This window comes from Paraburkholderia sp. MM5384-R2 (assembly GCF_014201025.1).
Lineage (GTDB): Bacteria > Pseudomonadota > Gammaproteobacteria > Burkholderiales > Burkholderiaceae > Paraburkholderia > Paraburkholderia tuberum.
The window spans coordinates 1-12,572 of sequence record NZ_JACHDI010000017.1; the positions used below are offsets into that span (position 1 = coordinate 1).

General features: G+C 62.1%; 12 protein-coding genes and 1 pseudogene. 6 read left to right on the forward strand and 7 right to left on the reverse strand.

The features are described 5' to 3' along the window. Positions 1-229, reverse strand: a pseudogene (locus HDG37_RS24205) (IS110 family transposase); the annotation flags it as partial. Positions 230-595: 366 nt separating this feature from the next. On the opposite strand from HDG37_RS24205, the gene HDG37_RS24210 reads away from it, so the two are divergent. Both HDG37_RS24210 and HDG37_RS24215 read left to right on the forward strand, forming a co-directional pair. Further along, complete coding sequence (locus HDG37_RS24210; protein ID WP_184051930.1) at positions 596-1,336, forward strand: 3-ketoacyl-ACP reductase; 741 nt, start codon at positions 596-598, stop codon at positions 1,334-1,336. Between the two features lie 173 nt (positions 1,337-1,509). After that, on the forward strand, positions 1,510-1,914 hold the full coding sequence (locus tag HDG37_RS24215; RefSeq protein ID WP_184051932.1) for a Fis family transcriptional regulator: 405 nt from the start codon (positions 1,510-1,512) through the stop codon (positions 1,912-1,914). Positions 1,915-1,930: 16 nt separating this feature from the next. Here the strand turns inward: HDG37_RS24215 and HDG37_RS24220 are convergent, their stop codons facing one another. From HDG37_RS24220 to coxB, 5 genes are read right to left on the reverse strand one after another with little or no spacing between them, the layout of a single operon-like run. After that, positions 1,931-3,259 carry a cytochrome c gene (locus HDG37_RS24220; protein WP_184051935.1) on the reverse strand — a complete coding sequence of 443 codons (1,329 nt, stop codon included), beginning with the start codon at positions 3,257-3,259 and terminating at the stop codon, positions 1,931-1,933. Then, the gene (locus tag HDG37_RS24225; RefSeq protein WP_184051937.1) at positions 3,259-3,675 is read right to left on the reverse strand and encodes a hypothetical protein; all 417 of its coding nucleotides are present in this window, start codon (positions 3,673-3,675) and stop codon (positions 3,259-3,261) included. Before HDG37_RS24225 ends, HDG37_RS24220 begins: the two co-directional genes overlap by 1 nt. Then, a complete protein-coding gene (locus tag HDG37_RS24230) occupies positions 3,672-4,313 on the reverse strand; it encodes a cytochrome c oxidase subunit 3 (RefSeq protein ID WP_184051938.1) in 642 nt (213 codons plus the stop codon). The genes HDG37_RS24225 and HDG37_RS24230 overlap by 4 nt, the downstream gene beginning before the upstream one ends. A 1-nt stretch (position 4,314) precedes the next feature. Then, entirely contained in the window at positions 4,315-6,312 is a 1,998-nt protein-coding gene (gene ctaD / locus HDG37_RS24235) for a cytochrome c oxidase subunit I (RefSeq protein WP_184051940.1), read from the reverse strand. Between the two features lie 28 nt (positions 6,313-6,340). Beyond that, positions 6,341-7,402 (reverse strand): cytochrome c oxidase subunit II, encoded by a 1,062-nt coding sequence (coxB, locus tag HDG37_RS24240; RefSeq protein WP_409260241.1) that lies wholly within the window; start codon positions 7,400-7,402, stop codon positions 6,341-6,343. 319 nt (positions 7,403-7,721) lie between these two features. Here coxB and HDG37_RS24245 point away from each other — a divergent pair, with 319 nt between their 5' ends. From HDG37_RS24245 to HDG37_RS24255, 3 genes are all read left to right on the forward strand, one after another. Then, positions 7,722-8,195 carry a DUF2778 domain-containing protein gene (locus HDG37_RS24245; protein WP_184051942.1) on the forward strand — a complete coding sequence of 158 codons (474 nt, stop codon included), beginning with the start codon at positions 7,722-7,724 and terminating at the stop codon, positions 8,193-8,195. Continuing rightward, positions 8,192-8,467: a hypothetical protein gene (locus HDG37_RS24250; RefSeq protein WP_184051944.1), complete on the forward strand. Its 276-nt coding sequence runs from the start codon at positions 8,192-8,194 to the stop codon at positions 8,465-8,467. The genes HDG37_RS24245 and HDG37_RS24250 overlap by 4 nt, the downstream gene beginning before the upstream one ends. 78 nt (positions 8,468-8,545) lie before the next feature. Further along, positions 8,546-9,019, forward strand: coding sequence for a DUF2778 domain-containing protein (locus HDG37_RS24255; protein WP_184051946.1), 474 nt, complete (start codon positions 8,546-8,548; stop codon positions 9,017-9,019). A gap of 461 nt (positions 9,020-9,480) precedes the next feature. On the opposite strand, the gene HDG37_RS24260 is transcribed toward HDG37_RS24255, so the two are convergent. Further along, a complete protein-coding gene (locus tag HDG37_RS24260; protein WP_184051948.1) occupies positions 9,481-9,840 on the reverse strand; it encodes a hypothetical protein in 360 nt (119 codons plus the stop codon). Positions 9,841-10,104: 264 nt separating this feature from the next. Here HDG37_RS24260 and HDG37_RS24265 point away from each other — a divergent pair, with 264 nt between their 5' ends. After that, the gene (locus tag HDG37_RS24265) at positions 10,105-12,561 is read left to right on the forward strand and encodes a penicillin acylase family protein (protein ID WP_184051950.1); all 2,457 of its coding nucleotides are present in this window, start codon (positions 10,105-10,107) and stop codon (positions 12,559-12,561) included. The last annotated feature ends 11 nt before the right edge of the window (positions 12,562-12,572 follow it).

The following is a 12,572-nucleotide window of genomic DNA, read 5'->3' on the forward strand; positions in this document are numbered from 1 at the left end:
GCGCCATCAGCTTCACGGTGTGGCCATATTGCTGGAACAGGCGGGCCCAGTGATGGGCGCCGGAACATGCTTCCATGCCGATGAGGCAAGGCGGCAGCTGGGCGATGAGCAAGATGAGTTGGTCCCGCATGACGCGCGGCCTAACCAGCACAACCTTGCCGGACTCGTCCACTCCGTGAATCGCAAACACGTTCTTGGCCAGATCGATTCCCACGGTGACAATTGGCATGGACTTCCCCTCTTGTTGGTGTTGATGAAGGTTCGAGACTCCATCATGGCACTGTGATACCAATTCGCGGCTTCCACCGCACCCTCGGGACGGGGGAAGTCCCTTTCATTCGCTAAGGGTAAGAGGAAGACGGCGCGCAGGCAAGGACGGGAGGGCGGCCGGCAGTCTCGAGCGCCCCCGGAGTTCGCAAAGCATGCAATCCGCAATCGACGTAATTCATTGCCCCGTCAAGCAACGATTCCATCCCTGATTTGGCAGTTAACCCGTAGGTGAAAATGCCCATCGTCCCAGCCATTGGCCGCTGCCAATAATAGGTCCATCCTCCAATCAAACTTGCTCAACTCACCCAAACAAGAAGGAGGACTTATGGCAAACCGTGTTGCATACGTAACCGGCGGCATGGGCGGTATCGGAACCGCCATTTGCCAGCGCTTGCACAAAGAGAACTACACCGTCATCGCGGGCTGCGGCCCGAACTCGGCGCGCAAAGCCCGATGGCTGGAAGATCAGAAAGCGCTCGGCTATAACTTCGTCGCATCGGAAGGCAACGTCGCGGATTGGGAGTCCAGCGCGAAAGCGTTCGAGAAGGTCAGGAACGAAGTTGGTGAAGTCGACGTGCTCGTCAACAACGCGGGCATCACGCGCGACGGCATGTTCCGCAAGATGACGTTCGAAGACTGGGAAGCGGTGATCGACACCAATCTCACGAGCCTGTTCAACGTGACCAAACAGGTCATCGAGGGCATGGTCGGCCGAGGCTTTGGGCGCATCATCAACATCTCGTCGGTCAACGGCCAGAAAGGCCAGTTCGGGCAAACCAACTACTCTACGGCCAAGGCCGGCATTCATGGCTTTACGATGTCGCTCGCGCAGGAAGTGGCGACCAAGGGCGTGACGGTCAACACCGTGTCGCCGGGCTACATCGGCACCGACATGGTCAAGGCCATCCGTCCGGAAGTACTGGAAAAAATCGTCGCGACAATTCCGGTACGGCGTCTCGGCACGCCGGAAGAGATTGCGTCGATCGTCGCGTGGATCGCGTCGGATCAAGCGGGCTTTGCGACCGGGGCGGATTTCTCGCTGAACGGCGGTCTGCATATGGGCTAACGGGAACGGCGCCGCGTCGCGCGCGGCGCAGCCGTTTTCCGTTATGGACGTTGTCAGGTTCCGTGATGGTGTAGCGGCCGGCGCGAGCCGGCCGCCTCAGTGAGCATATGACCAGAAAAGCGAGCCCTGCTCGCGCTGCACCCGCGAAGTCGCCGCGCACGCACCCGAAGGCTATGCTGCGCCCGATCGTACCTGCCAAAGCAGGCGAAATTTCGCTCGACTATCACATGACGCTCGAGGCATTACGCAGCGGCGTCGCCAATCAATATCACGTCGGCAGCATGGCGCAGGCCATTTACATGGCGATGCTGCTGCATCAGCGCGGCTATGGTTCGGCCGTACCCGAGCTGTTTCGCGACGCGGAGGGCGCGATTCTGCGCTGCCGGCAGGCGGGACTCGAAACGGGCATCTGCGTGGTCGATCACGACGCCTACGCGCTACTCGGTCAGGTTCTCACGCTCTTCGATCAGCAACTCGCGGCGGCGCCAGTACGGGAGTTGATCGCGGTCAATGCGAAGCTGAAGACGCTGTTCAGCGCCGCCAATGGCCACTGCGACGGTAACGAGAACACCGGATGACGAGGCGCGTTGGCATTTACTTGCGCAATGCGCCGCGCACGCTCGATACATCGTTTCGCGTGACCGGTCCGGCCGCATTTCCCCATGTGGTCCGAACAAACGTGAGCACGCGCGCCATTTCGGTGTCCGTCAGCTTGCCGGCGAAAGACGGCATCTTGCGCGGCTCCGGTCCCGACTCGGTATGCGGACTGCCCCCGCCTTCGACCAGCAAGCGCACCAATGACGCGCTCGACGCCGACAACACCGCGGGGTTGCCCGCGAGGCGCGGATACTTGTTCGGCACCCCCGCCCCATCCATCTGATGACAGCGCGCGCAATACGATGCGTAAATGCCCGCGCCGGGTCTTTCCACATCCCCGGTTTTCAGCGCACGTACGGTTTGCTGCGCGGCGGCGGAGCGGGCGTTGAAATAGCCGCTTGGCGCGCGCGGCGGCAGGCTCTTCAAATACGCGGCGATCGCCGCGAGATCGTCGTCGTTCAGGTACTGCGTGCTGTCTTCGACGACCTGAACCATGCTGCCGAACGGGATGAGTCCGCCGCCGTGGCCGTTTCGAAGGAACTCGACGATGTCGGTCGCGGAACTGCGGCCGAGCCCCGAGCCCGGGTCGGCGCTCAGGTTCGGCGCGAACCAGTGATCGTTGGTGCCTCCCGTCAGATAGGCCGATGCCGACTCGTCATAGCCGCGCTCTTCGTACGCCGGTCCGCGCGGCGTGTGGCAGGCGCCGCAATGGCCGAGCGATTGCACCAGATACGCGCCGCGATTCCATTGCGCATCGCGTTTCGCATCGGCTTTGAACTGGCTTTTCGGCGCGAATGCCCAGTCCCAGAACATCAATACCCAGCGCTGATTGAATGGAAACGGCAAGCGCGTTTGCGGGGCAGGCGCCGCGACCGGTTGCACGCCGTGCATGAAGTATGCGTAGAGCGCGTGCATGTCGTCATCGGTGATCTTCGCGAACGACGGATACGGCATCGCCGGATAAAGCCGCTTGCCCCCGGGCGCGATGCCCTCGCGCACCGCGCGCGCGAAGTCGTCATAGCTATAGCGGCCGATGCCGTATTGCGGATCCGGCGTGATGTTCGACGTATAGATCGTGCCGAACGGCGAACCCATGCCGAGGCCGCCGGCAAACGGCGGTGTAGCCTCAGGCGCCGCCCCCGGATGCGGCACGCGCGGCGCGGCGGTATGGCAACCGGCGCAATCGGCGGCTTTGGCGAGATACGCGCCGCGCGCGACCTGCGCGGCGTCGGTGGAGGCGCTGGCGGCGTTTGCGGTCGCTGCTATCGTCAGCGGGCATGCGGCCGCGATGGCGAACCTGACCGCGTTGAGAACGGCGCGCTTCATCACCACCACCTGCACGGCGACACGATCGCGACCGCGGCATCCGTTGCGATCAATGCGAACAGAAACAGCGTGCTGCACATCACCGCGACGCGCGTCAGAAACCAGTCGAGTTCGGCACGCGTGCGGCGCTCGCCGTTCAGCGCACCGAACTTCAGTGGCGCGACGCGTCGCAAATTGCGCCACGCGACCCACGTGCCGAACGCGCCCGCGATCAGACACACGGCGCCGAGCGCGACGAGCGCCGGACGCATCCACGACACGAGCGGCGCGCCGAGCGGATGGTTGTACGGATAGCAGGCCTGCGCCGCGAGCGCTTCCGCGAGCATCATCTGCAACAGCCACGCGAACGGCGCCGCGAGCAGACCGATCAGCACGTAGGGCATCGAGATGTGCGAGTCTCTGGGCGCTGTCGTCATGACCACTCCCGGAACAGATACGGCGTCAGATACAGCGTGCTGAAAATGAACAGCCAGACGACATCGACGAAGTGCCAATACAGCCCACCGACCGACAGCGCCGCGCAGCGTTTGTCGTCGAAATAGCCGAGCGCGGTCCAGATCGCCACCAGCGTCAGCACGACGATCCCGACCAGTACGTGCGCCATGTGAAAGCCGGTAATCGTGAAGTACAGCGAACCATAGAGATGCGAGGTCAGCCCATAGGGGTGGTTGTGCCATTCGCGCAACTGAATGCCCAGGAAGATGCAGCCCAGCACGATGCCCACCGCCATCGACGCGACACCGAGCCGCAATCGCCGCCGCCGCACGCAGCGCTCGCAGAACCAGACGAACACGCTGCTCGATAGCAGAATGACCGTATTGGCGCTGCCGAGCCCGAGCTTCGGCAATCCTTCCGGCGGCCAATGCTGCTGGCTTTGCGAGGCCAGATACAGATACGAGAAGATCAGATAGCCGAACAGCGCGCCTTCGGTCGTGATCAGCGTGAAGCAGCCCCACCAGCCGCTCGATCGCTCGCCCGCGCTGCCAACCGGCAACGCACGCGCGGTCTCGTCCGGTTCGCTCGACGAGCGATTGAGATCCAGTGCATCGCTCATGTCAGCCTCCCGCATCCTCGACCGCGACCGGCTCGCGCTGGATCAGCGCGCGCTCGGGCCACAGCCACGTGATGATCGAGACCGCGCAGCCGGCCAGCATCGCCCCCACGAACACCCAGGCGGTCAACGCGAGCCCTGCGAACAATAGCGCGGCAAAGACCGCGAGCCAGAACGGCGCGTACGAATCTTCGGGCATCTTCAGGATCACGTCGGGACTCGCCTCGAGCGCGGTCGTGCCCAACGCTTCGCGACCTTGCGCGAGCAGATAGCCTTCGTCGAGTTGCGAGCGTGTTTGAACCGCGTCGCCCGGCTCCTCGATCCGGCCTTCCCACAACGGATGCCGGCTCGCGAGCGTCGGCACCACCGCGAAGTTGTACGGCGGCGGCGGCGAGCTGATCGACCATTCGAGCGTCGGCGCGTCCCACGGATTGTTGCCGGCGAGCTTGCCGCGCTTCAGGCTCACCGCGATATCGATCAGAAACAGCAGCACGCCGGCCGCAAACAGGAACGAACCGAGCGACGTGACGAGGTTCACCGTGTTCCAGCCCATGTCGGCGGGATACGTGTACATGCGGCGCGGCATGCCGAGCAGTCCCGCGATATGCATCGGAAAGAACGCGACGTTGAAACCGATGAAGAGCACCCAGAACGCGAGCTTGCCGAGACGCTCGTTCGTCATCCTGCCGGTGAATTTTGGAAACCAGAAGTAGATGCCGCCGATCACCGGAAATACGTTGATGCCAAGCAGCACGTAGTGCAGATGCGCGACGACGAAGTACGTGTCGGTGAGTTGCCAGTCGAACGGCACCGCGGCCGTCATCACGCCGGAGACGCCGCCGATCACGAACAGCAGCACGAAACCCGCGAAAAACAGAAACGGCACGCGATACACGGGGCGGCCGGTCCAGATCGTCGCGACCCAGGCGAACGTCGCGACCGCGCTCGGCACCGCGATGACCATGCTGGCCGAGCCGAAGAACGACAGCGCGAGCGCGGGGATACCGGTCGCGAACATATGGTGAATCCATACGGCAAAGCCAACCACCATCGTCGCGACCGTCGCCAACGCGACCGGCCCATAACCGACCAGCGGCCGGCGGCAAAAGACCGGCAACGCATCCGACACGATACCCATGGCCGGCAACACGACCACGTAGACCCACGGGTGCGCGAAAATCCAGAACAGGTGCTGCCAGAGCAGCGGCCGCCCGCTATTGAGCACGTCGAAGAAATGCGTGCCGATGCGGCGGTCCATCCACAGCATCAGAAACGCGAGGCTCACCGACGGCACCGCCAACAGATTGCCGGCCGACGCGGTCAGCGTGCCCCACACGAGCACCGGCACGCGATCGAGCGACATGCCCGGCGCGCGCATCCTCAGCAGCGTGACGACGAAGTTCATCGCGCCGACCGTCGTCGAAATGCCGAGCAGCACCATGCCCAGCGCGTACACGTCGATATTCGGGCCGTTGCTGTACTCGAGGCCGGACAGCGGCACGTAGTTGAACCAGCCGGCGTCGGGCGCCTGTCCCGTCGGAAAACTCGCATACAGGAAGATGCCGGCGAACAGGAACACCCAATACGACAGCGCGTTCAGGCGCGGAAAGGCCATGTCGCGCGCGCCGAGCACGAGCGGCCATAGATAGTTCGAGAAGCCGGACAGAACGGGCAGCGCGTATAGAAAGATCATCGTCAGTCCGTGCATCGTGAACAGCTGGTTGTACTGTTCGGGCGTCAGCACCGTTGCGTTGGGGCGCGCCAGTTGAACGCGCATGATCAGCGCTTCGACGCCGCCCATCAGCAGAAAGATGAACGCGGTCACCAGGTAGCGCAAGCCGATGGTCTTGTGATCGACCGTCGAGAACCAGCCGCGCCAGCCGGGCCGCGACTCCCAGATTTCGCGCAGCCGCTTTTCCTGCTCGCTGCCGGGCTCGACACGGCCGCGCCGCGGCGTGCGGGTCAGCGCGGGTAGCGAAGCGGAAGCGGGATGATCGGACATTGAACGGGCTCCTCGGGTGCGATGCGCTTCAATGCAGCGTCGCGAGATACGCCGACAACGCGGCGGCCTCGCTGGTGGTCAGGGCGATACTGGGCATCAATGCATCGGGTTTGATCCGCTGGGCGTGCTCGATCCAGTCGAGCAGATGGTCGGGCGTGTTGCTGAGCGCGCCTGCCGCGATCGTGCGACGCGAACCGAGATGGGTCAGATCGGGCGCCTGCACGCCAGTCGCCTTGGTGCCGCGAATCGTGTGGCAACCCGCGCAGCGCTCCTCGAACAGATGCTGGCCGGCCGCGACGGCCGCGTCGCCCGTGGGCACGGTGGCCGCGCGTCCCTGCGCGTCGCGCCACGCGTTGAACGCCGCGGCGTCCTGCGCGATCACTTCGAACGCCATATGCGCGTGCTGCGCGCCGCAGAATTGCGAGCACTGCCCACGATAAATACCGGGACGGTCCGCCTGCAGCCACTGCTCGTTGGTTTGGCCTGGAATCGTCTCCGTCTTGCCTGCCAGTTGCGGTACCCAGAATGCGTGCACGACGTCCGCGCTTTTGAGTTCGATCTTCACCGGCTCACCGACCGGAATATGAATCTCGTTCGCCGTGCTGAAGTTGCGGGCGGGGTTCGGATCGTCGCGGTAATCGGCTTTCCACCACCAGTCGTAAGCGGTCACGGTGATCGTCAATTGCGGATCCGACGCGGGCGACGCCACCGATTCGAGCGTGATCAATGCATAGACCAGCATCGCCAACAGCACGACCGACGACACCGCGGTACCGATGAACACCCAGCGGATGCCGCCGGGCTCGGCGCTCAGCGCATCCGGTTGCGCCGCGGGACGCTTGCGGACCATCGCGCCGATCAACAGGCCAGCGACGATCAGCGTGACCAGCGTCACGATCGCGGTGAAAACCCAGCCGAGGTACAGCGTCGGACGAGCCGCCGGGCCAGCCGCGTGCAGGAAGTAGTTCAGCGGCGCCACCGTGTTCGCGTGTGCGGAGTTGGCGAAACCGATAGCCAACGCCGGAAACAACGTGACGCTGCCGCGCGTGACGCGTCGGCCTGACGTTCTGGATGCTTCCGCTGCTGCCACTGAGAACCCCGCTGACAGTGATGACCTTTCGACACGCGCCGTCCCTTGCGAACGAGGCGACGTCCGAGCACATCAGCAAAAATCAGGCCGCGTCTGCCGAGGGTGCGGGCGTGAGGTTCGCGCTGACTCGAACAGGTCAGCAGAAGGGTGCATTCGCTCGGTTATGCGAATGCGTAGGCGAGCCGCTGCGTAGGCAGGAATTGTCGGTGCGGAAAATTTTTTAATATTGGATTTCTCAATATAAATCGCCTTTAAAATGGCCGCGCGGTATAACTGAACTATTTTTTATTTCACTCTTATCGGTCGATATGGAGGACTGATGCTTCAATGTTCACTCAAACTGAATAATAAACCGATGAGCGAATTTCGGATTGGCGCACTATCGTTTCCCGCATACTCTGGGCAGGAAGGTTATATCAATAGGGCGGCTGGAATGTGCACGCCGAAGTATGGCGCCATTCCCATCGGCAGGTATTATATTTTTGACCGAAGGTCCGGAGGCATTCTTGGACCATGGAAAGATCAGCTTAACCTGAATGGCAATAACAAGAGCGAATGGTTCGCGCTCCACGCTATCGATGGCGATATTGATGACGACAAACTCTTATTCGACGGAATCATTCGCGGCCGATTCCGATTGCATCCAAAAGGAAGATTGGGGAAAAGCGAGGGCTGCATAACTATCGATCAACTCGCGGACTGGCGTCATATCCGTTCAATACTAACCGATACGCCGAAAGTTTCAGTTCCCGGTTCGGAACTTAAAGCGTACGGTGAAGTGATGGTGAGATGAGAAAGCTCCTAATCTGCCTCGCGGGCGGTTTCGGCTTACTGCTCGCAATCTTTGCCAATGCGCTGTGGTGGATGATGAATCCCGAAGCGCCTTTGAACTTTTCGAACCCGATATGGAAATTGGCGGTTCGAATGTATGGGGTCAAGACGGCATATCAAGAATCCGACTTGGCCTTCCTCATGTCGTCGGCCGCAATCGTGCTAGGGTTCGCCGCAGCTGTGCTGGTTTTCCGGCGGAGCAGGAAGCGTGATCAGCGAAAGCTTGACGACTAGCCATCTCCCGGTGGAAATAATTGCTGTTGGCGCGGAAATTTTTTAATAATGGTTTTCTCAAAATAGTATGGAGGACTGGTGCTTCAATGCTCATTCAAACTGAATAATAAACCAATGAGCGAATTTCGGATTGGCGCACTATCGTTTTCCGCTTACTCTGGGCAGCAAGGTTATATCAATAAGGTGGCTCTAACGTGCACGCCGGTCTTCGGCGCCATACCGGTCGGCAGATACTATCTCTTTGATCGAAGATCTGGCGGGAAGCTCGGCCCGTGGAAAGATGCGCTCAACCTGAACGGCAATAACAAGAGCGAATGGTTTGCGCTCCATGCAATCGACGGGAATATCGACGATGACTCGGTCCTTTGCGATAGCATCGTTCGCGGCCAGTTTCGTTTGCATCCAAAGGGGAGATTCGATAGGAGCGAGGGGTGCATAACGATCGACCAGCAAAGTGATTGGCAGCGTATCCGCTCGATACTCACCGATACACCGAAAGTATCAGTACCCGGGTCTGAACTTAAAGCGTACGGCGTAGTGACGGTGGCATGAAAACAATCCTGCTCTGTCTAGCTGTCGGCATAGCTTTCGTGCTCGCAATCTCTGCTAATGCAGTCTGGTGGATTTGGCATCCGGATACGCCCTTGAACTTTTCGAACCCGATATGGAAATGGGCGGTTCGTATGTATGGGGTCACGACGGCATATCAAAAATCCGACCTGGCCTTCCTCATGTCGTCGGCCGCAATCGCGGTAGGGTTCGCCGCAGCTGTGCTGGTTTTCCGGCGGAGCAGGAAGCGTGGTCGGCGAAAGCTTGACGACTAGCCGTCTCCCGGTGGAAATAATCGCTGTCTCAGCACCAAATGTTGCGCCTGAAGCCCGCCGCCCAGCGGGTTTCGCGCGGCTAGCTCCGCTCGCACGTCCGGTCGCGCAGCCTTGAAAACCGTGTCATGCCATTGACGGCGCCCAGCGCTTTCGGCAAGGCTTCTTGCACTCGTGGACTGAGAACATTCTTCAAGGCAGTTTTGCCTTGGCACGGTCCCACCATGACGGCGGTAGCTCGATTTCTCCGTCGTCGCCTTCCGCCGATGTGTCGTATATCAGATAGTCCTCTGTCCAGAACAGCCGGATTCGCTCCGGATATCGATAAACTCGCTCGGCGAGCAATTCCGCCGTAGTTGCGCGGTACAGCCTCAAGGCGATCCGGTTACGGGGCAGATATGCATACCGCGCGATGTATTTCCCGTCATCTGATTTCTGATCGTGAAATGTGGCTCCTTTCATTTGCGTGACCGCGGAACGATACTGGACCGCCCCGAGCGCGATAATCACACTCGTCGTTACGATGAACACCCTGGCGGGAACCGATCGCAAGGCCTTGCTCCTGAAGACATTCATTGATCAAAAATGCACGACGATCGACGACACGCGGTATAGCTTCTCGCTCTCGATTCAACGTTCGTACACTACTGATGACCGGAATGCGGGAGCACTGCTTTCTAGCCACCTGACATTAATAGCTAACTGACAGTTCGAAAGAAATCAGAGCACGCCCAATCGGGGCGTCCAGTCACAATCTTTCTTGACGCCGAGCGACACGCCCGTCACCGCTCAACGTTCGCCCAACCGCAAAAGGCCATGCGTTCGAACGTCTCTCTGCTCCGCCGCCTCGCCGCCCTGCTGATCGCCCTGCCCGTCGCCGCCGCTCTGCCAAGCTGCGCGAGCCCCGATGCGGACAACGTCGCGCACACCGGCCCGTATCGCGCCGACATCCGCCGCACCGCGCTCGGCATTCCGCACGTCAACGCCGACAACTGGGGCAGCCTCGGTTACGGATACGGCTACGCGCAGGCGCAAGACAATCTGTGCACGATGGCCGAAAGCTTCGTCACCTATCGCGGCGAACGCTCGCGCTTCTTCGGCGCCGACGCGCGGCCCACGCTCGGCGCGACGTTCGGCCAGCCCGACAATCTCAATGCGGATTTCTTCTTCCGTTTCATCGTCGACGATGCGACCGTCGCGCGTTACCGCAAAAGCCAGACCGACGACATGCGCGCGTTGATCGACGGCTTCGTCGCCGGCTATAACCGCTACCTCGCCGATCTCGCGCACGGGGATTTCCCGGGCGCGCATGCGTCCTGCCGCGCGGCGCCGTGGCTCGGCAAGATCAGCAACGCGGACCTGTACCGGCGTCAGATCGCGGCGAATCTGGCCGGTGGCGAGGCGCGCTTCATCAACGCGATCGCGACCGCGCAACTGCCCCAGCCGATGCCGGTGCCGCCGCAAAGCCCGTTGCACGACGACGCCCCCGTCGACCCACCGCTCGCGGAATTAGGCGGCCATGCGGGCATCGGCAGCAACGCTCTCGCGTTCGGCGCGGACACAACGCACACCGGCAGCGCGCTGCTGCTCGGCAATCCGCACTGGTTCTGGACCGGCCCCGATCGCTTCTACCAGGCTCAACTCACTATTCCTGGCAAGCTGAACGTCAGCGGCGTGTCGTTTCTCGGCGTACCGCTGATCATGATCGGCTTCAACGACAACGTCGCCTGGACCCATACCGTCTCCACCGCGAAGCGCTTCGGCCTCTTCAAGCTGACGCTCGAACCTAGCGCGCCAACCCGGTATCAGGTCGACGGCAACAGCGAAGCGATGACGCCGACGCGCGTGAACGTCGAGGTACGCGCCGCCGACGGTTCGCTGCATACCGTGTCGCGCACGCTGTATCGTTCGCGCTTCGGACCGCTGGTCAATCTCGGCAGGATGTCGCCCGCGCTCGCGTGGAATGCGCAGCAAGCGTTCGCGCTGCGCGATATCAATACCGACAACTTCCGCGTGTTCGAAAACTTCCGCGCATGGAATCAGGCGGCCTCGCTCGACGATTTCATCGCCATCCAGAAGAAGAACGCGGCGATGCCATGGGTCAACACGCTTGCGATCGGCCGTGACGATCCGCGCGTCTGGTACGCGGATATCGGCGCGACCCCGGACGTGCCCGACGAACTCACGCAGCGTTGCACGCCGCCGGTCGGCCGGGCACTGGCGCGGATCATGCCCGGCGTGCCGGTCCTCGACGGTTCGCGCAGCGACTGCGACTGGCGCGACGAGCCCGGCGCGGTACAGCATCATGCGTTGCCGGTCGCGCAGATGCCGTCGCTGCTTCGGCGCGACTATGTCGGCAATTTCAACGACAGTTACTGGCTCAGCAACCCGGCCGAACCGATGACCGGCTATGCGAAGATCATCGGTGCGACCGCGACGCCGCAGACGCTGCGCACGCGACTGGGCCATACGATCGCGGCGCAATTGCAGAGCGATCCGCATGGCGTTTCCGCCGATGCGCTCGGCCACGCTGCGCTCGACAGCCGCTCGATGTCGGCGTTGCTGTTCAAGCAACCCGTGCTCGACCGTCTGTGCGGCAGCGACGCACTCGCGGCCCTGCCGGCCGACCCGAACGCCGACCCCCAGCGCACGGCGTGCAAGGTACTCGCCGCATGGGACGATACGGCCGCGGCCGACGCAGTGGGGGCAACCTTGTGGGACGAACTGTGGCGACGTCTGCTGCCGATACCGCCCGCGCAGCTATACGCGGTACCGTTCGATCCCGCGAAGCCGTTGACCACACCCGCGGGCATCGCCGCCGATCCGGCGCAGCTCGCCGCCGCGCTGCATGACGCGCTCGCGGCACTGCAACGCGCCGGCAGCGCGATCGATGCACCGCGCAGCGCGGCGCTCTACGTGCAACGCAACGACGAGCGCATTGCGCTATTCGGGGGTTGCGACGCGGGCGGCTATTTCACCTCGGCGTGTGCCGCGCATCCCTTCGATGCGAGCGGTTATTCGATGAACGTCAAGCCAATGGGCGACACCTATCTGCAGATAGTGTCGTTCGCCGGCGCTCAGGTGATCGCGCGCACGCTGCTCGCACCGTCAGAATCGGACGACCCGGCGTCGCCGCACTATGCCGACGGGACGCGCGATTACGCGGCCCAACGCTGGACGATTATTCCGTTCTCCGAAGAAGCGATTGCGCACGATCCGGCGTTGAGTGTGCGCACGGTAAGTTCGGCGGATTCTGAGGGAAAAGCGCAATAAATAAGCGGTAC

Excerpts from the sequence above, each read along its gene's own strand:
- HDG37_RS24210 (WP_184051930.1), top strand. The coding sequence starts at position 596 with ATGGCAAACCGTGTTGCATACGTAACCGGCGGCATGGGCGGTATCGGA.
- HDG37_RS24215 (WP_184051932.1), top strand. The coding sequence starts at position 1,510 with ATGCTGCGCCCGATCGTACCTGCCAAAGCAGGCGAAATTTCGCTCGAC.
- HDG37_RS24220 (WP_184051935.1), bottom strand. The coding sequence starts at position 3,259 with ATGAAGCGCGCCGTTCTCAACGCGGTCAGGTTCGCCATCGCGGCCGCA.
- HDG37_RS24225 (WP_184051937.1), bottom strand. The coding sequence starts at position 3,675 with ATGACGACAGCGCCCAGAGACTCGCACATCTCGATGCCCTACGTGCTG.
- HDG37_RS24230 (WP_184051938.1), bottom strand. The coding sequence starts at position 4,313 with ATGAGCGATGCACTGGATCTCAATCGCTCGTCGAGCGAACCGGACGAG.
- ctaD (WP_184051940.1), bottom strand. The coding sequence starts at position 6,312 with ATGTCCGATCATCCCGCTTCCGCTTCGCTACCCGCGCTGACCCGCACG.
- HDG37_RS24245 (WP_184051942.1), top strand. The coding sequence starts at position 7,722 with ATGCTTCAATGTTCACTCAAACTGAATAATAAACCGATGAGCGAATTT.
- HDG37_RS24250 (WP_184051944.1), top strand. The coding sequence starts at position 8,192 with ATGAGAAAGCTCCTAATCTGCCTCGCGGGCGGTTTCGGCTTACTGCTC.
- HDG37_RS24265 (WP_184051950.1), top strand. The coding sequence starts at position 10,105 with ATGCGTTCGAACGTCTCTCTGCTCCGCCGCCTCGCCGCCCTGCTGATC.